Below are 20,062 nucleotides of genomic sequence, written 5' to 3' on the forward strand. Positions count from 1 at the left end.
AAATAATTTTTGTGAATGATATTTCAATGTCTTAAATTATCAGATTATGTGAAATAATTATTTTTACTAATCTTATTTCTTTAGAAAGGTTAAAAAAAATATCTCTTTCAAATTGAATTACTATAGAAACTATATCATAAATATAACTCAAAAGTAGGACGTTGTATGGCAGAGTTTAAATTAAAAAAAGGTTTTGATATTAAGGTTGCGGGTAAAGCCGATTTGGAGCTTACCGATTTAGGTGCTCCTAAAAAAGTTGCATTGCAGCCGACTGATTTTCGTGGATACAAACCAAAGCTTGAAGTTGAGGTTGGTTCCCAGGTGAAAAAAGGTTCACCTCTTTTCCATTTAAAAAGTAATGAAGCGATTAAGTTTGTTTCTCCTGTAAGTGGAAAAGTTGTAGAAATAAACCGTGGTGAGAGGCGTGCTATTGTAGAAGTGGTTGTAGAAAACGACTCTAAAGATGAGGCGCTTAAATTTGATACTTTTTCTGATTCAACAACAAAAGAGCAAATAATTGATACCATGTCAAAAGGTGGTATGTGGCCTTTGGTTCGTCAACGCCCGTTTAGCAAAATTGCAAATCCGGCAGATACACCTCGTGATATTTTTATTTCAGGAATGGATACTGCTCCGCTTGCTGCTGATATGAAATTTATTATGCAGGGTCTTGAAAAAGATTTTCAGCTTGGTGTAAATATTATTTCAAAATTAACTGAAGGTAAAATCTATTTAAGTACAGAAAGCGGTGCGGAAGGTATACCTGCATTTCAGAATGTAATTAATGTAGAAAAAAATACTTTTTCCGGACCACATCCGGCAGGTAATGTGGGTGTTCAAATTCACCATATTAAACCGGTAAAAAGAGACATTGTTTGGTATGTCCAGCCTTATGCAGTTGCTATGATTGGTCAGTTTTTCCGTACAGGTGAATACGCATCAGAAAGAATTGTTGCCATTGCAGGACATGCATTAAAGAAAAAGCAATATTTTAAAACAATTTTAGGTGTACCGGTTGCTTCTCTAATAACTGAGGCAAACCTGGCCCATCCGGATTGCCGTTTAATATCCGGTAACGTTTTAACAGGTCGTAAAGTTCTGCACAAAGGGTATGTCGGATATTATGACAATCTTATTTCTGTAATACCAGAGGGACCAAAGGAACGACGCCTTATCGGTTGGTATCGTCCAGGTTTTAATTTGCGGAGTCATTCAAAATCATTTTTATCTACATGGGTTAACCGTGATGAAAATGAGGTTGATACGCTTTTAAATGGTGGAGACAGAACATTTGTTATGAGCGGTGATTACGAAAATGTGCTGCCGATGGATGTCTATCCTGTATACCTTGCAAAAAGTATTATGGCCGAAGATATAGAAGAAATGGAAGGTCTTGGAATTCTTGAAGTGGACGAAGAGGATCTTGCCTTATGTAGTTATATCTGTCCATCAAAAAATGATTTTGGCAAAATTGTGCGTCAGGGCTTGGACTTAATTGAAAAAGAAGGATAGACTGACTCCAGGTCTGAGCAATAAAATATTAATCAATAAAAATTATATAACATAGGATTAGAAAATTGAAATTTTTACATGATCTTATAGAAAAACAAAAGCCTCTCTTTGACAAAGGTGGAAAGCTGGAAAAATACTTTCCAATCTTTGAGATGACGGAGACAATTTTGTTCTGGACAAATGCCCGGACAAAGTCGGGGCCACATATTAGGGGCGGTTTAGATACAAAACGGTATATGATGATGGTTGTTGTTGCCTTACTACCAATGACCTTGTTTGGAATGTACAATACCGGGCTTCAACATTTTCAAGCAGTTGGAGAAGTGGCTTCTTTTATGGATGCCTTTATGTTTGGGTTCTGGCAAGTTTTACCGCTGATAATTGTTTCTTATGCAGTTGGTGGTTTTTGGGAAGTCCTTTTTGCCATTATTCGCAAACACGAAGTGAATGAAGGTTTTCTTGTAACAGGATTATTATTTCCATTAATCTTGCCTGCAACAATGCCGTTATGGCAAGCAGCAATCGGTATTTCATTTGGTGTTGTAATTGGCAAAGAAGTATTTGGCGGAACCGGTATGAATATTCTCAATCCGGCTTTAACGGGGCGTGCCTTTTTATTCTTTGCGTATCCGGGGAAAATTTCCGGTGATAAAGTGTGGATCGCAATTGATTCTGCAAAGGACAAAGTAATTGATGGTTTTTCAGGAGCCACACCTTTGTTAGCCGCTACAAGTGCAGAAGGAAACCAGTCTGCTGCTACTGCTGTTAGCGAGGCCGGATTTTCAGTAATGGATATGTTTTATGGTTTTGTGCCGGGAAGTTGGGGAGAAACTTCAGTTCTTGCAGCTTTAATCGGAGCAGCTATATTAATAGTTACAGGTGTTGGAAGTTGGCGAATTATGTTATCCGTTGTTCTTGGTGGTATGGCCATGGGAACTTTAATGAACATGCTGGCAGGAGAAGGTTCTTCTCCGATTCTATCTTTACCGGCATATATGCATTTGTTAATGGGTGGTTTTGCATTAGGTACTGTTTTTATGGCAACAGATCCTGTATCTGCAGCACAGACTTCCACTGGTAAATGGATTTACGGATTTTTAATTGGCTTGCTTGCTGTTTTAATTCGCGCTGTTAATCCTGCGTATCCTGAAGGTATGATGCTTGCAATTTTATTCATGAACGTCTTTGCTCCTCTAATTGATTATTTTGTGGTGCAGGCAAATATTAAAAGGAGGTTAAGTCGTGCATAGTGATTTTCAAACATTTCGTTTTGCGATTATAATTACGCTTGTTTGTAGTTTGCTATTGGCAACTGCGGCAACGTTTTTAAAACCAAGACAAGTAGAAAATGTTAAACTCGATATTAAAAAGAATATTTTAAAAAGTGCCGGGATAACAGATCCAAACACTGAACTGAGCCGTGAAGATATTCAATCCCTTTATGAAAAAAACATTGCTGAAAGTGTTATTAATGACCAAGGTGCCAGTGTAGAAGGAAAAAGCCCTTCCGATATTAATCCTAAAGCAAATGAAGGATTGATGGCTCTTTACCAATGGAAAGATGGCGAAGCCGTTAAAGCTTATATAATTCCTATTTCAGGAAAAGGTTTATGGTCCACCATTTATGGTTATCTGGCGATTGAACCTGATGGAGCAACTGTTAAAGGTATTACATTTTATCAGCATGGAGAAACACCCGGTTTAGGTGGAGAAATTGAAAAAAGTTGGTTTACTGACAGCTATATCGGCAAAAGAATAATTAACCCGCAGGGTGAGTTGGTTTCAGTAACCTCTGTTCGCGGAAAAATTAAAGATAAAGTGCCTGAGAGTGAATTCTATCATAATGTAGATGGAATTAGCGGTGCCACGCTAACAACCCGTGGAGTTAACGATTTTCTTAAAGAAGACTTAGAAGCATATGAATCATATTTTAAAATTGTAAGGGAAGCGCAGAAGGAGGTAGATAATGGCTGATCAAGCAGTTGAAGTAAAACAGCCTAAAGAGGGCATGTTTTCAAAGAAAAACCTTAAAGCATTGCGCGAACCGTTAAGTTCAAACAATCCTATTACATTTCAGGTATTAGGGATTTGTTCAGCACTTGCTGTTACAGTACAAATGCGAACAGCGCTTGTAATGTCTCTTGCTGTAATGTTTGTTTTGGCTTTCTCAAACGTAAGTCTTTCAATGTTGCGTAAATTTATCCCATCAAAAATCAGGATAATTGTAGAGCTTGCAGTAATTGCAACACTTGTAATTTTGGTGGATCAAATCTTAAAAGCATATTTGTATGATATAAGTAAACAGCTAAGCGTATTTGTTGGGCTTATTATTACAAATTGTATAATTATGGGGCGCGCCGAAGCGTTTGCTCTGCAAAATAAACCCTGGCCTTCATTTTTAGATGGTTTAGGAAATGCCCTTGGTTATGGCTGGATATTAATGACGATTGCTGTTGGCAGGGAAGTACTTGGTAGTGGCAGTTTTATGGGTTTTAAAATAATTCCGGAAGCGTTTTATGCTGCGGGTTATGAAGATATGGGCTTGATGGTTCTGGCACCGGGAGCATTTATTTTGCTCGGTTTGCTTGTCTGGGTCCAAAGAACAATCACCAAAACTGTTCATGAATAATAGAGGTTTGATATGGAGCATTATTTAAGTTTATTTGTAAAAGCCGTATTTGTAGAAAATATCCTTCTTGCTTTCTTTCTTGGGATGTGTTCCTTTTTAGCAGTTTCTAAGAAGGTTGAAACATCATTAGGATTAGGGGCTGCGGTCATTTTCGTTTTGACAATAACAACACCGACAAACTGGTTTATCAACACTTATCTGTTAAAAGATGGCGCTCTTGCCTGGGCAGGATTTCCCGGTGTGGATTTAAGCTTTCTTGTTTTTATTACTTTTATTGCTGTGATTGCTGCAATGGTGCAACTTGTTGAAATGGTTTTAGATAAGTTTTCACCAAAACTATATGCGGCCCTTGGGATATTTTTACCATTAATTGCTGTAAACTGCGCAATCTTAGGTTCTTCTTTGTTTTTAGTAGAACGTGATTATACTCTGGGTGAGTCAACCGTATTTGGTTTTGGTTCCGGGGTTGGTTTCTTTTTAGCGATTGTGGCAATGTCTGCAATTCGTACAAAAATGCGTTATTCCAATGTACCTGCTGGTTTAAAAGGTCTTGGAATTACAATGTTAATTACAGGTTTAATGTCAATGGCATTTATGATTTTTGCCGGAATTCAACTATAATAACAGGTTGTCATGCTGAGGCACGAAGCATCCCCTTCGATTATTGGATTCTTCTCTATGGCTACGCAACGCTCAGAATGACACTTGTGGCGCAAGTTAAAATTAAAATAAAGTGGAGTAATTAAAATGCCGGGTATGGAAGTTTTAGGAATAAGCGCGGTTGTATTTACAGGGGTAATTATAATCCTTGTGGGCATTCTCACCTTTGCCGAATCCAAGCTTGTTCAAAAAGGTGATGTAAAATTATTAATAAATGGCGATGAAGAGAAAAGCCCAACCGTTCAAGCAGGAACAAATCTTCTCTCTACACTCTCCAATAATGGCATTTTCCTTCCATCTGCATGTGGTGGACAGGGAACATGTGCAATGTGTACCTGTCAGATTTTAGAAGGTGGTGGCGATGTTCTGCCAACTGAAGAATCTCAGCTGAGCCGCGGTGATATTAAAAATCATGTTCGTCTGGCTTGTCAGGTTAAAGTAAAAAATGATTTGAAACTTCACATTGATGAAGAAATATTCAATATCCAAAAATTTGAATGTACAGTGCGTTCAAATGATAATGTGGCTACTTTTATTAAAGAGCTGGTTCTGGAACTTCCTTCAGGACAGAATTTGGATTTTGAGGCTGGTGGATATATTCAGATTTACATACCACCTTATAATCTTACTTTCAAAGATTTTGATATTCAGGATGAATATAAACCCGATTGGGATAAATTTGATTTATGGCCAACAAAAGGAAGCAACGATGAAGAAATCTTCCGCGCATATTCCATGGCCAACCATCCTGCAGAAGGAAATATTGTAATGCTTAATGTACGTATTGCAACAGCTCCTCCGGGAACTGATTTTCCTCCGGGAATTTCCTCGTCTTATATTTTTAATTTAAAACCGGGTGATAAGGTGACCGTAAGTGGGCCTTATGGAGAATTCTTTATAAAAGAAACAGAACGCGAAATGGTTTATATCGGCGGTGGTGCAGGTATGGCACCAATGCGCAGCCATTTGTTCCACTTGTTTCATACATTAAAAACTGGCCGAAAAGTATCATTCTTTTATGGTGCCCGTTCATTACGTGAAATGTTTTACCATGATCAGTTTTTGGCAATTGCCGAGAAATTTCCAAATTTCAATTATAATGTGGCTCTTTCCGATCCTATGCCGGAAGATAACTGGACCGGGTTAACGGGCTTTATACATCAGGCTGCTTATGAGTCGTATCTAAGTAAGCATGAGGCACCCGAGGATTTGGAATACTATATGTGTGGCCCACCCATGATGATCAGCGCTGTTGAGAATATGCTCTACAACTTGGGTGTTGAAAAAGAAATGATTGCATTTGATGAGTTCTAAAGAATTAGTTCATATTTTTATGTAGAAAAAAAAGCGGGTTTTTAACCCGCTTTTTTTTTGAGAAGTGCGCACGTTTATCATCCTGGATTCTTCACTTCGTTCAGAATGACAAATGATTGTCATCCTGAGTAAAACGAAGGATCTCACTCCATGGGCTTAGATTCTTCACTGCGTTCAGAATTACAAAGTTTTTGTCATCATGGGATTCTTCACTTTGTTCAGAATGACAAATGATTGTTATCCTGAGTAAAACGAAGGATCTCAGTGTTTAGCCGTAGATTCTTCACTACGTTCAGAATGACAAGGTTTTTGCCATCATGGGATTCTTCACTTTGTTCAGAATGACAGATGGTTTTTGTCATCATGGGATTCTTCACTTTGTTCAGAATGACAGATGGTTGTCATCCTGAGTGAAACGAAGGATCTATTTTTTTTTATTTTGGATCGATTTCTTTCCAATCAGTGTTAACTGATTCAATCAAATCTATTTTCTTAAATCTCTTCCATCCTTTAATCTGTTTCTCTCTTCTGATTGCGTATTCTATGCTTGTAAAATGCTCAAAATAAATAAGTTTACTCACGTTGTACTTTGAAGTGAACCCTTTTATAATCTTATTCTTGTGCTCAAAAACTCGTTTAACCAAGTCATTTGTGACACCTGTGTATAAAACGTTGTTAGTTTTGTTTGTTAAAATATACACGTAATAATTATGGTTCATATGATTGAGATGTTGGTTTCTATTGTTTACTGTGGGATTCTTCACTACGTTCAGAATGACAAATGATTGTCATCCTGAGTAAAACGAAGGATCTCATTCCTCGGGATAGATTCTTCACTGCGTTCAGAATGACAAAGTTTTTGTTATCATGGGATTCTTCACCTGTGTTCAGAATGACAGATGATTGTCATCCTGAGTAAAACGAAGGATCTCATTCCAGATTCTTCACTACGTTCAGAATGACAAGGTTTTTGTTATCATGGATTCTCCACTTTGTTCAGAATGACAAATGATTGTCATCCTGAGTAAAACGAAGGATCTCATTCCTCGGGATAGATTCTTCACTGCGTTCAGAATGACAAAGTTTTGTAATCATTGGATTCTTCACTACGTTCAGAATGACAAGTGAAACCCAGAGTGACAAGTATTTAAAACAATTCTTTTTGATCCCCAGAATTGGACGATGAGGATTTTTCTGCTTGTTTAAAAGTTATTGAAGCGGGGGGCATTTGGATTTCTGCACCGCCTAATAATTGTTCAATAGTTAAAATTTGTAGTTTGGGATATTTTTTATCCCAACCGGGGGAATGATAAAAACCTGCAGTAACTGCCTCGGTCTGCATATCTTTGGTTGGATTTTCCAAACTAATAAAAACAGCAATCGCGGCATTTTCTCTTTCCATAGCCCCTCTTAAATCCCTGATTAAAGCCGAACCCACTTTGCCGCTTTTTACCTGAATTAAAACCGGTTTGGCCTTTCCGCCTTTTTCATCGATAAAATAGATAATACCGTCAATTCCCTTATCGGCACCTTTTTTGCCGGTTTTGCCGCTGCCACCAACAGGCCGTGCTTTTACAAGCGACAAGGCCCACCACTGAAACTGGTAACGGTCGTCTTTAGCAAGTTGCCTGGCCGCCGAAACGACTTGTGGCTCTCCCAACACCTGATAGTCTTTTGCGGCTTTAAGACCAAACATGTCTTTTAGGCGATACTTTTGCAGGGCGATGGAAAGATGGGTGATATCGATACCAAGCCATTTACGGTTTAGTTTTTGAGCCGCCGCTATTGTTGTGCCGCAACCACAAAAGGGATCGAGAACCACATCGCCTTCGTTGCTGCTGGCTTTTAAAATGCGCTCTAAAAGGGAAAGGGGTTTTTGGGTTGGGTAACCCAATAATTCACCAGACTGAGATTGAACTGGGAGAATATCAATCCATGTATCATCGACTGGAGTTCCTTCTTGTTCATCAAGATACCTTTTAAATGCAGGGACGGAGCCAGGTTTTGTTTGGATTACCAATCCATCATCATAAGCTTTTTGCATTCTTTTTTTTGTCCACCGCCAAACTCTTGTAACACCAAGGAACTCATATGTTAAGTTTGGTCGGTTTTTGTTAGGATTAGCTAAATTGTCTAATCGATATCTTCTTCCTGACTCGCTATCAATATATCGATAAAATTTTTTGATATAGTTTTCGTCGTGTGGTTTGTGTTGTTGATTCCATATAAACTCATCATTTTTTGAATAATAAAAAATGATATCATGATTATTTGCAAATCTTGTGAATGCGAGACCTTTTGCGCTTGTCCGTTTCCAAATTATTTCATTTCTAAAATTCTTTACTCCAAAAATCGTATCCATAATTATTTTTAAATAATGGCTGGCTGTGGGATCGCAGTGCAGGTATAAACTGCCGGTTGGTTTTAACACGCGGTGCAGCTCCACCAGCCGTGCAGCCATCATCACCAGGTAGGCCATCATCTGGTTTGTGCCCACGGCAAAACGCAGGGCGCTTAGCATTCCTGCCACAGATGTACCGCCTGTTACAAGCTGTTCATAAGTTTCTTCGGTGTGTTGGTTCCAATGCCAGGTATCTTCAAAAGCTGTTATCTGTGCTTCAGCATCATTACCTGTTTCGTCTTTAAACAGCACATTATAACTGCGGTTGCTGTTAAAGGGTGGATCGAGATAAATTAAATCGACACTTTCATCGGCAATATGCTCCTGCAAAATATGCAGGTTATCACCATAATAAAGTTTGTTCATAGCATTTGGGGAATAGTTTTACATAACAGTTAAAAATAGACTGCAAACAATATAAAAATTATTACCATAATAAAAATAAATTTATCGATATAAAAATATATTGAAATGTCAATGAAACCCTTTAATTATAAATAGCATCACACTTTACATTTTGCTATTTTAAAAGCCCAAACAAATAAGCCTTTTAGTTTATTCTCTCTTAAAAAAACCCTTTTTTTTTTTGAAACAAGAATAAATATATGGCGTCTATCAAAATTGTTTTAATCATAAAATAGGTCTGGAGAATTCGATGAAACTACGTTTTATTTCTACAATCAGTTTATTCTTTTTAGCTTTATTTTTTATTGCATCCTGTAGTGGTGAGGGAGAAGCAAAAAACCAATCCGGAGATGTTAAAAATGATTCATCTTCAGTTGATTCTACAAAAAAAGCAGAAGATGAAAAAAAAGAAAAAGAGAGCGACCTTATTCCGGTTGAGGTTACATCCATTGGAATGGGCGATATTTCAAATTTCATTTTGCTAAGTTCAAATTTGGAAACAGAGATTCAGGCAGATGTTTATCCCAGGGCCCAGGGCGTAGTAGAAAAAATACTTACAGAAGAAGGCCGTTATATTGCTAAAGACGAAGTGATGTTAAAACTTGAAGCACGTGAATACGAAATTGCTGTTAACAAAGCGCGTGTGGAATATGAAAAACAGCTTAGTATTTATAATCGTCAGCAAGTTATGTTTAATGAAAAATTGTTGAGCCAGGAAGAGTTTGATCAGGTAAAATATACTATGGAAAGTGCAAAGTATACTCTTGAAGATGCACAATTACGTTTAGATTATATGAGCATTACATCACCCATTAGTGGCTGGGTTGGTGAACGATTGACTAAAATTGGTGCGAGGGTTCAACCATCTGATAAACTTTTTTCGGTTGTAAATAAAACACAAGTTATTGCTGTTGTATATGTACCTGAAAAGAATATTAATGAACTTAAAATGAATCAGCCGGCGATAATTACCTCAGAAAACTTACAAGGTGAAAATTTTGAGGCACGCATAAAACGAATCAGCCCTGTAGTTGATCCATCGAGTGGGACCTTTAAAGTAACCGTTGGTGTGAAAAATAAGGGTCAAATATTAAAACCTGGGATGTTTGTTAATGTGCACTTAATTATAGATACGCATGAAAATGCGCTGCTTATTCCTAAAACGGCGGTCGTATATGAAAATGAATATATGAATGTATTTGTTGTCCGTGATAGCGTTGCAAATAAAATCCGTCTCGAACCCGGTTTTCAGGACAGTGAAAAAATTGAATCACTAAATGACTCACTACTTCCAAATGACAAAGTTATTGTTGTTGGGCAGGCAGGGATGAAAGATAAAACAAAAGTACGCATTGTTGCCGAACGTGAAAATAAAATTATAGCAAAGTCCGAAGAGAAATAAAGATCAAAGTGTGTCAGTCCTGCAAGTCTTTAGCAGGATTCTGAAACCGTATGACATAGATTCCCGATAATCCCGCCCTGGCGGGACGGGAATGACACTAACCCGAATTAATCTGCCTTCTGTCTGGAGAAAGTAATGGTGAATACCACAAAAGAAAATATTGAAAAAATAAGAAGTTCATTTTACAGTTTTACAACAACACGTCCTGTTGCCATATTAATGGTTGTAATAGGCATAGCGGTTTTTGGTATCATCTCTTACCAGCAGCTACCTTTAAACTTAATGCCGGAAATGACTTACCCCAGTTTATCGGTGCGTACAGAATATCCCGGTACTGCTCCTGAGGAAATTGAAACAAGTATTTCCCGTCCAATAGAGCAGGCGCTGGGTGTTGTGGATAACCTTGTTTCGATCAGTTCAATATCCAAAGCAGAGCAATCCGATGTGATCCTTGATTTTACATGGGATACGGATATGGACAAGGCAACAGCTGATCTCCGTGAAAAACTGGACCAGGTTTTCCTGCCGGAAGACTCCAAACGACCGTTAATTTTGAGGTTTGATCCATCTCTCGATCCCATTATCCGGGTTGGCCTGTATGGTGACGCAAGCCTGACTTATTTGCGCTATATTGCCGAGGAAGAGTTAAAACGTGCCCTGGAATCTGTAGATGGTGTTGCCGCTGTTAAAGTTAAAGGCGGGCTTGAAGAAGAAATCCGCGTGGAGCTTGATGAGATCAAACTTACTCAAATCGGAATGGATATCCAGTCGGTTCGTGATCGATTATCACAGGAAAATGTAAACCTTGCCGGTGGAAATTTAAAAGAAGGCCAGACCGAATATTTAGTCCGAACCCTGAATGAGTTTCGTACAATCAAAGAAATAGAGGACCTTGTTGTTGGCCACTTTAATGGCGTAAATATTAAAATAAAAGATGTTGGAAATGTTTATCGTACAAGCAAAGAACGTGAAATTATTACGCGAATTAAAGGTACGGAAAGCGTTGAGATTGAAATTTATAAAGAAGCAGATGCCAATATCGTAAACGTGGCCAACAGGGTGAAAGACCGTTTGTATGGTACTTTTGAGCAAGAAGCTTTTGTTGCTGAAATGAAAGCCAGGGAAAAGAGAGAAAAGGAACAAAAAGAAAAACAGGAAGCTGAGAAAAAAGAAGGAAAAGAAGAAGACAAAAAATCGGCTGAAAAGAAAAAAGAGAAGCGAGGAAGACAAGGCGGCAATCGTGGCAATGCTTTTATGAAAGCCCAAATGACGAACTTTTTGTCTTACACACTACCTGAAGGAATTTACATCGAGACTCTGTCCGATCAATCCGTTTTTATTGAAAACTCAGTAGATGAAGTTCAAAATACTGCTGTAATGGGCGGCCTACTTGCAATAGTTGTTCTATTTATTTTTCTAAGACGCCTTGCCCCAACAGTTATTATTGCTATCGCAATTCCCATCTCGATCGTGGCCACTTTTGCACCAATGAAAATATTTGATGTTACGCTTAATATTATGTCCCTTGGTGGTTTGGCCCTTGGGATTGGTATGCTGGTGGATAACTCGATTGTGGTACTTGAAGCAATTGCCCGTCGGCGCGAAGAAGGCGATGATTTAATAAGCGGCACTCTAAATGGCGTAAAAGAAGTTGGCGGTGCTGTGATTGCTTCAACACTTACAACAATTGCTGTATTTTTTCCAATTGTTTTTGTAGAAGGTGTAGCTGGGCAGGTTTTTGGGGATATGGCCTTGACGGTTGTCTTCTCGTTGCTGGCATCTTTAGCTGTTGCGCTTTTTCTTATCCCAATGCTCAGTTCACGACAAACATCGACATTTGTACGCGACGCCGAAACAGAGCGAATTCCAAAAAATTATATTCTTGATATAAAATCACGAGATGAGGTAAATAAGCTTTTTTCTGAAGATAATAATGAAACGTTCTTTTCTAAAGCAAACGTTTGGCTATACCAAATCGGCTTCGCCATTTTTACCTGGATAGTTAAATCACTTAAAATGGTCCTGGCTCTGATAATTGCATTAATTAAAATGGTGGTTGTCTTTGCTAGGATGGTGTTTACTCCAATTGGCTTTTTCGGGCGCTATATCAGAAAAGACTATCGATATACTGCAAAAGTAGTTTCGTTTGCTAAAACCAATAATTGGAAAATTTTAAAATTAAGCAATGATATTTGGGAAAATTACGCTGTTGTGAAATCGGCAGAAACTGTTGTTGGTGATTTAACCCGTTTTGGTAAGAAATTTAAACAAAGGTCAATTTTTAGAAATATAATTTCTGTTTTGTTTTCGCCACTAACTCTGTTTTTTCTAATTATTAAATATGTGCTTACAGTTTTGTTTGAGGTTGTGTTCAGACTGATTCATGCCTTTTTTATGCTCATTAGCCTGTTTGCAACTTTTATTTATATGATTTTTAGATTGCTATTTACGCCACTCACAAAGCTGTTGGTAAATATTTTTAATTTTATCTATGATAGAGTAGAAAAAGTTTATCCTGTTTTGTTGGAGAAATCACTTGCAAATAGTTATACGATTGTTGGCGCTGTTGCTGTATTGTTTTTTGTAACGGTTTACTTAATTGCACCACAACTTGGCAGTGAGCTAATCCCGGAAGTACACCAGGGTGAATTTTATGTAGAAATGACCTTGCCAATTGGCACACCGGTTGAAAAAACGGATGAGCGTGTTGCCGTAATTCAAAGTGATATTGAAAAAATTGAAGGCGTTTTAAAAGTTGCTTCTGTTGCCGGTACAGATAAGAGCGCTGCCTCTGATAGCGAAGAAGGGGAACACACGGCAAAACTGACAGTAACGGTTACGCCGGGATCCAATCTTGAAGAAACAGAGGAAGAAGTAATTAGCGGAATTCGTCGTGTTATTTCAAATTATTCGGGAGTGATTGCAAATATTGCCCGTCCTACTTTGTTTAGTTTTAAAACACCGATCGAGGTCCATGTAAAGGGTTTCAATTTAACAAAATTGCAAAAATACAGTTCTGACCTCGAGACAAAAATATCAAATATAAACGGTATTGTTGATGCTAAAGCAAATATTCAGCGTGGTAATCCTGAGGTGCAAATTTATTATAATCGCGAAAAAATTGCCCACCAGGGATTGAACGTTTTACAGGTCGCATCAATTGTGCGAAATAAGGTGCGCGGCGATATTGCAACCGAATTTAAAGAGGAAGACCGTAAAATTGATATCCTTGTCCGTTTGCGTGAAAAGGATAAAGAAAGCATTGATAACCTGCGCAGGTTAAACATAAATCCAGGTTTAGATAAACCTGTTCCGCTTTATGCAGTGGCTGATATTCGTATTAATGAAGGACCTTCGGAAATACGGCGTGTTGGTCAACAGCGAACAGCTGTTATTTCTGCAAATATATTACCAGGCTTTGATTTAAAAAATATAAATGATCTTATTTTTAATGAACTTATCGGTTTAAATTTGCCGAATGATTTTACTTTCGAGCTGGCCGGTCAAAACAAAGAAATGGAGACTTCTCTAAATAGTTTGTTGATGGCATTGGCTCTGGCAATTTTTCTTGTTTACATCGTAATGGCCTCTCAGTTTGAATCACTGGTTCATCCGTTTGTAATTATTTTTACAATTCCTTTAGCACTGATTGGTGTTATCATATTTCTTTATTTACTGAATATCCCGCTCAGTATAGTGGTCTTTTTGGGATTAATAATGCTTGCTGGGATCGTTGTAAATAATGCCATTGTTCTGGTAGATTATATTAATCAATTGCGTGAAGAAGGCATGAAAAAAGTCGAAGCAATTGTTGAAGCCGGCAAAGCAAGACTTAGACCAATTTTAATGACAACATCCACCACAGTTTTGGGCCTTTTACCAATGGCACTTGGATTAGGTGATGGGGCAGAAATAAGAACGCCAATGGCTATAACTGTAATCGTAGGATTGTTGACATCCACTTTGCTGACACTGGTTGTAATCCCAACTGTTTATAGTATTGTAGCTCGGGAAAAGGTTCAAGCGTAAAAATGTAGTAAGTAAAAAACGTGTCAAACATCAAGTATTCTGAAACAAGGAATTAAACATGGTACGAAAAAAATTAGAAGGTAAAGTAAGTCTTTTACCAAAGCTATCTTTAACAAGGCCAATTACAGTTTTAATGTCCTTAACAGCGCTAATGGTTGTTGGCTATATTGCTTATAGTTCCATTTCCGTTGCCTTGATGCCAACCGGTTTTACACCTCCTTTCCTCGGAGTCTGGACACCTTACCCAAATGCCAATCCTGAAGAAGTTGAGCAGTTAATTGCCCGTCCTTTAGAAGAGGTGGTTCGTACAATAAAAGGTGTTAAAACTGTAAATACATATAGTCATTCAAATGGTTGTTGGACTTTCTTGCGATTCAACCAAAGCGCAGATATGGATCTTGCTTATAGTCAGCTAAGAGATCGGGTGGATCGTGTAAGGCCCGACCTTCCGGATGATATCGAACGGCTATATATTCGCAAATGGAATAACGATGATGACCCTATTATGTGGATTGCTCTTATTCCGGATGAACCCATTGAAGATCCTTATTATTTTACAGAAATGCTTATCAAAAAACCTTTAGAGCGGGTTGATGGTGTTGCTAATGTGGAAATATGGGGTGCCGATGAAAAATCAATCCAGATTTATATAAAACAAGATGCTGTAAAAAGTTTTAAGATAAACCTATATGAAGTTATAAACACACTTCGCAGCGATAATTTTGCTATTTCTTCGGGAGATGTGCGCGATGGCGGGCACAAGATTTTTGTCCGTTCTGTTGGGAAATTTCGCAGCCTGGAAGAGATAAAAAATATCCCCATTAAAGGAGCAAATGTTCACCTTAAAGACATAGCGGATGTTGTTTATGATGTTCCTGAAAAAAGCTGGGTACAGCAAATTGATGGCAAGTCTGCAATTCAGATTGGAGTATTTAAAGAATCAATGGCCAATACTGTAGATTTGTGTACTGCCGTTGAAGATATGTTTCATAAAGAGTTTAAAAAAGATCCAAGATTAGCAGGGTTTAAAACAGAAATTTTGTTTAACCAGGGCCAGTTTATTCTTGAATCGATTGACAATTTAAAAAATGCCGGTATTTGGGGCGGTATGTTTGCTTTCCTCGTACTTTACTTCTTTTTACGTCGCTTTAGAATGACTTTGATTCTGAATCTGGCAATTCCGCTTTCCCTGCTTTTTAGTCTTACTGTTCTATATTTTATGGGCTGGACTTTAAACCTGATAACCATGATGGGCTTAATGATATCTGTTGGAATGGTGGTGGATAACTCAATTGTTGTTCTGGAAAATATTTACCGTAAACGCAGTGAGGGAAAAAGCACATTAAAAGCTGCAGCAGAAGGCACAAGCGAAGTTTCCCTGGCCGTTACAATGGCAACATTTACAACAATTGTTGTGTTTCTTCCTATGATTTTAATGAGTGGTGATGCAGGTTTTAAATTTTATATGCTGCGTATCGGCGTTCCTGTAATGATTTCGTTGGTGGCATCTTTAATTGTTGCCATGATTTTTATCCCTTTGGCAGCAACTCGAGTCGTTTCGAAAAGAGAAGTAAAAGAGCCGCCCGTTATCACAAAAATAAATGCCTATTACAACAAAACCCTTAGCTGGAGTATTGCCCATCGTCTGGAAACATTTATTGTATTGATGCTTTTCATTTTTTCTTTGAGCTACGCCATGAACAATGTTGCTCAAACAGATGATATGGATGGCAACATAAATGATTTTCGCCTCTTTTTAGATTTACCGGACAACTATAGCCTTGATGATGCCAAAAGAGTAGTGACCATGGTTGAAGATACAATCCGCGCAAAATCAGATCGCTATAATATCAGAACAATTGATTCGCGTTTCCGACATAACAGGGGAAGACTAAACGTGTTTTTAATGCCGGAACCATCTTTGAGCTGGTATGATGTAATCTATAATTCCGCTGAAGAATTATTTGGTATGGCGGATACAACCATTATGTCTCGTACAGAAGTTGTAGAGGATGTTAAAAAAAGAATTCCGGAATTACCTGGAGTAAAAGTACGCACATCTTGGCGTAGAAGCGGTGGAAACGATGAAGCATCCATTACACTGAATCTTTTTGGTGATGATACTAAAAGGCTTGCTTCTTTATCTGAGGAGGTTGAACGCCGTTTAAAGTCAATTCCGGAAATAATAAGTATTGAGACAGATAGGGAACAAGGCGAAGATGAAATACAATTGGTTATAAAGAGGGAACAGGCTCAGAAATATGGTGTAAGTCCACGTACAATTTCTGGTACGGTTATGTATACTTTGCGTGGGATTCAATTGCCTAAGTTCCAGACGGATGACCGCGAAATTGATATGCTGATCCAGTTGCAGGAAGAAGACAGGCAAAACCTGGAACAATTAAGAAATATAACTTTCTTCTCAACCAATGGCCGGGAGATACCATTGGAAGCAGTTGCATCTATTAAAGTGAAAAAAGGTTTTGGTGAAATTCAACGAGAAAATGGTAAAACTTTTCTTGCTATCAAAGCTAACTCCACGGCAGAAAATATTGGAATGATCCATGGGAAAATTGATAAAGCAATGGTTGGATTCTCAATGCCATATGGCTACTCTTGGTCAAAAGGGCAAAGGTTTAATCGCATAAATGAACGTAATGACAGCCAGATGTTTGGTATAATTTTATCAATTACTTTTGTTTTTCTTTTAATGGGCATTCTATTTGAATCCTTTGTTCTACCGCTTTCAGTATTAATGGCAATCCCATTTTCATTTGTTGGGGCTTATTGGATGTTGTTAATAACCGGAACGCCATTTGATACTATGAGTGGGATAGGTCTGATTATTTTGATTGGAGTAGTTGTTAATAATGCTATTGTATTAATTGATCTTGTTAACAGATTACGGCTGGAAGGATATTCTCGAAGAGATGCTTTAGTAGAAGCGGGAAGAAAACGATTCCGCCCGATTTTGATGACAGCATTTACAACAATAGGTGGATTGATTCCTATGGCTTTGGGTAATGCCAAAATGATTGGGATTTCTTATAAACCTTTAGGGCTGACTATTGTTGGTGGAATGATGTTCTCAACATTGGTTTCGCTGATTGCCGTTCCTTGGGCTTATATGTTATTTGATGATATGCGCAATTATTTTAAACGTATGGTTGGCGGGATTTTAATTCGCAAAAATAAACAAGTTGATGAAGAAACTGTGCCAACTGTATAAAAGAAAATATCAAAAAAAAATCAGGTTCTTGTAAGGAACCTGATTTAATAAGCGAAAAGTAATACTAAAAAAACTTGTTTTTCACCTGGGAAAAAAGATATAAAGCTTGGTTTTTAAGTTTAAACATCTTTATTTGTTTATCCGGAATTGTAAGTTGAGCTGCTTGTTCCGGAACTTTCATTAGGGCCAGTTTAACTGCAACCTGGTGTTTACAATATCCCTTAGATTTATAAGGGCAACTGCAAAAAGCCTCATATTCGTTATCTTTAATCTCCAAAAAAACCTTGTAGCTTTTATTACCTGTAACAATTGCTTCAACAAATCTATTGTTCGTTATTTTAAAATCATTAACATGACCTGCACGAAAATATATTTTTCCTCTTTCGAGATTAGAACTGGTCGTTTGTGTTTCAATCTTATCTAATGTTAGTGTAGTCATTTAAATCCACAGATAGTAATTAATATTAACATCGGGACATGTAAATTTCATTTAATCAAACACAATTAATTTGAAGAAAACTGGTCACTATAGTGATTTTTTAACCCAATTCTCAAGCCCATCTTCTAAAATCAATTCCTGTGCGATAGGACCTAATGCGTTAAAGGAATATTGTTTACCGGCATAAGCGATTTCACTTTGTTTCATGGAAACAGATATTTCATTCTCCAGCGCCTTAGTTAAAAAAGAATTCCCATATTTTGAATAAAGGTCTTTTATAAGCTCGGGGCATTCTACCAAAATAAAACCATTATTTATGGCATTTCGTTTATATGTTTCGCTAAAAGAGCCGGCGATAACCATTTGAATCCCAAAATGTTTTAATGCTGTTGCAGCCTGTTCACGTGAGCTTCCGGTACCAAAATTAAAACCGGAGAGAATTAGGTCTCCTTTTTTTGCAATCTTCTGAAAATCAGGATCATAATTTTCCATGGCAACTTCAGCCATCATCTCAGGAGTTAAATCTTCGCGATAGGTATATTTGCCTGGATAAATTCCATCGGTATTAATATTATCGCTTGGGCAGAACAGGGCGCGTCCCATAAATAATTCAGGGAAGCCATCAAGAATTTGTACAGCAGCTTTATCCGATGTTTTATCGTTTTCACTGATTGCAGCATCAATTTTTATATCAACAAAAGAATTGGGCTCGCTAATGGTTCCTGCAATTGCAGAAGCAGCTACCACAGCCGGAGAAGCTAAATAGGCCTGAGCAGTTGGATGTCCCATTCGTCCTTTAAAATTTCGGTTAGTGGCTGAAATGCCAACTTCTCCTTCTTCTAAAAGTCCTTTTCCCAAACCAATACAAGGGCCACAACCCGGAGGCAAAGGAATGGCGCCACAATCGAGTAAAGTTTGCCAATCATTACGCTGTTCGCTAAATGCTTGAACTTCATTGGATGCCGCAGCAATATAAAACTCAACGCCATCGGCTACTTTTTTACCTTTTACAATCTCAGCTGCCTGTGCTAAATCTTCAACACGGCTGTTTACGCATGATACGAGATATGCTTTTTGGATTCCTATTTCTTCTTTGGCAATATCTGAAACGGACACCATTTTTTTAACTGAATTTGGACCGGACACATGCGGAACAACGGTTGCCAAATCAAGTGTGATTTCACTTTGATAAAATGCATCCTCATCAGCAACAGGTGCGGATTCCTGTAATTTCTTTATTGATTCATCATTAATCCGGAGATGGCTTTTATCTTTGTTTAAAAGATTATTCCTGTTTTGAAGCCATTTAATAGTTACTTCATCAATTGGGAAAACGGCAGCCAATGCACCCCACTCAGTACTCATGTTGGCAATAGTCAAACGTTGATCCACAGATAAGTCTTTAACCCCTTCTCCGCTAAACTCCAGAGCATGGTTTAAAACTTCATCATTGTTAAAAAATCCGGCTAAAGTAATAATAACATCTTTCCCGGTTACCCCTTTTTGCAAATGGCCGGTTAAAGTAACTTTTGCCACTTTGGGAATTTGCCACCAGGTTTTTCCTGTTGCCCAAACAGCTGCTGCATCGCTACGGACAATTGGCGTTCCCAGGCAACCCAAGCCGCCATACATGTTGGAATGGCTGTCCGAGGCCACCACAAATGATCCTGGCCAGGCATAACCTTCCTCGCACATAACCTGGTGCCCGATGCCGCGCCCCGCAGGATAAAAGTCAATATTCATATCATCAGCAAAACGTTCAATATTTTTATATTTAGTTAGATTTTTTTCGCTGGTGTCCTGCACATTGTGGTCGAGGGTAAAAACTATCTGTCGGGGATTAGCGACTTTTTTTGCACCGATATTTTTAAACTTTGGAATTACAGCCGCACTATTATCGTGGGTCATTACATGTGCCGGTTGGATGGTAACAAACTCACCGGATTTAACTTTTTGCCCGGCGGATAAATTTAGGCAATATTTTTGGGTAATTTTTTCGATTAAATTTTGTGCCATTTTAATTTCCTGTTTTGATGATTCCG

Annotated in this window: 13 protein-coding genes; 9 read left to right on the plus strand and 4 right to left on the minus strand. The window is 38.0% G+C overall.

The genetic code is table 11. The annotated features are described in order from the left end of the window. Window positions 1-165 precede the first annotated feature (165 nt). The 6 genes from HND50_15595 (at window position 166) to HND50_15620 (ending at window position 6,115) form a co-directional block, all read left to right on the plus strand. Entirely contained in the window at window positions 166-1,512 is a 1,347-nt protein-coding gene (locus HND50_15595; GenBank protein ID NOG46665.1) for a Na(+)-translocating NADH-quinone reductase subunit A, read from the plus strand. A gap of 65 nt (window positions 1,513-1,577) precedes the next feature. After that, window positions 1,578-2,762, plus strand: coding sequence for an NADH:ubiquinone reductase (Na(+)-transporting) subunit B (locus tag HND50_15600; protein ID NOG46666.1), 1,185 nt, complete (start codon window positions 1,578-1,580; stop codon window positions 2,760-2,762). Beyond that, the gene (nqrC, locus tag HND50_15605) at window positions 2,755-3,486 is read left to right on the plus strand and encodes an NADH:ubiquinone reductase (Na(+)-transporting) subunit C (GenBank protein ID NOG46667.1); all 732 of its coding nucleotides are present in this window, start codon (window positions 2,755-2,757) and stop codon (window positions 3,484-3,486) included. The genes HND50_15600 and nqrC overlap by 8 nt, the downstream gene beginning before the upstream one ends. Beyond that, window positions 3,479-4,141, plus strand: coding sequence for an NADH:ubiquinone reductase (Na(+)-transporting) subunit D (locus HND50_15610; protein ID NOG46668.1), 663 nt, complete (start codon window positions 3,479-3,481; stop codon window positions 4,139-4,141). Before nqrC ends, HND50_15610 begins: the two co-directional genes overlap by 8 nt. Before the next feature lie 12 nt (window positions 4,142-4,153). Continuing rightward, window positions 4,154-4,762 carry an NADH:ubiquinone reductase (Na(+)-transporting) subunit E gene (nqrE, locus tag HND50_15615; protein ID NOG46669.1) on the plus strand — a complete coding sequence of 203 codons (609 nt, stop codon included), beginning with the start codon at window positions 4,154-4,156 and terminating at the stop codon, window positions 4,760-4,762. Between the two features lie 135 nt (window positions 4,763-4,897). Then, window positions 4,898-6,115: an NADH:ubiquinone reductase (Na(+)-transporting) subunit F gene (locus tag HND50_15620; GenBank protein ID NOG46670.1), complete on the plus strand. Its 1,218-nt coding sequence runs from the start codon at window positions 4,898-4,900 to the stop codon at window positions 6,113-6,115. Window positions 6,116-6,549: 434 nt separating this feature from the next. On the opposite strand, the gene HND50_15625 is transcribed toward HND50_15620, so the two are convergent. Both HND50_15625 and HND50_15630 read right to left on the minus strand, forming a co-directional pair. Continuing rightward, window positions 6,550-6,834: a GIY-YIG nuclease family protein gene (locus HND50_15625; protein NOG46671.1), complete on the minus strand. Its 285-nt coding sequence runs from the start codon at window positions 6,832-6,834 to the stop codon at window positions 6,550-6,552. A gap of 428 nt (window positions 6,835-7,262) precedes the next feature. After that, a complete protein-coding gene (locus HND50_15630) occupies window positions 7,263-8,882 on the minus strand; it encodes a site-specific DNA-methyltransferase (GenBank protein NOG46672.1) in 1,620 nt (539 codons plus the stop codon). 289 nt (window positions 8,883-9,171) lie between these two features. On the opposite strand from HND50_15630, the gene HND50_15635 reads away from it, so the two are divergent. The 3 genes from HND50_15635 to HND50_15645 all read left to right on the plus strand — a co-directional run bounded on the left by HND50_15635 (window position 9,172) and on the right by HND50_15645 (window position 17,581). Continuing rightward, a complete protein-coding gene (locus HND50_15635; GenBank protein ID NOG46673.1) occupies window positions 9,172-10,323 on the plus strand; it encodes an efflux RND transporter periplasmic adaptor subunit in 1,152 nt (383 codons plus the stop codon). 135 nt (window positions 10,324-10,458) lie between these two features. Then, a complete protein-coding gene (locus HND50_15640) occupies window positions 10,459-14,352 on the plus strand; it encodes an efflux RND transporter permease subunit (protein NOG46674.1) in 3,894 nt (1,297 codons plus the stop codon). Between the two features lie 58 nt (window positions 14,353-14,410). Beyond that, window positions 14,411-17,581 carry an efflux RND transporter permease subunit gene (locus HND50_15645; GenBank protein NOG46675.1) on the plus strand — a complete coding sequence of 1,057 codons (3,171 nt, stop codon included), beginning with the start codon at window positions 14,411-14,413 and terminating at the stop codon, window positions 17,579-17,581. A gap of 64 nt (window positions 17,582-17,645) precedes the next feature. Here HND50_15645 and HND50_15650 read toward each other — a convergent pair whose 3' ends face one another. Then, window positions 17,646-18,020: a hypothetical protein gene (locus HND50_15650; protein NOG46676.1), complete on the minus strand. Its 375-nt coding sequence runs from the start codon at window positions 18,018-18,020 to the stop codon at window positions 17,646-17,648. Window positions 18,021-18,107: 87 nt separating this feature from the next. Further along, window positions 18,108-20,036, minus strand: coding sequence for a homoaconitase (lysF, locus tag HND50_15655; GenBank protein ID NOG46677.1), 1,929 nt, complete (start codon window positions 20,034-20,036; stop codon window positions 18,108-18,110). Window positions 20,037-20,062: the final 26 nt, after the last annotated feature.

This window comes from Calditrichota bacterium (assembly GCA_013112635.1).
In the GTDB taxonomy this organism is placed as follows: Bacteria; Calditrichota; Calditrichia; order Calditrichales; family J004; genus JABFGF01.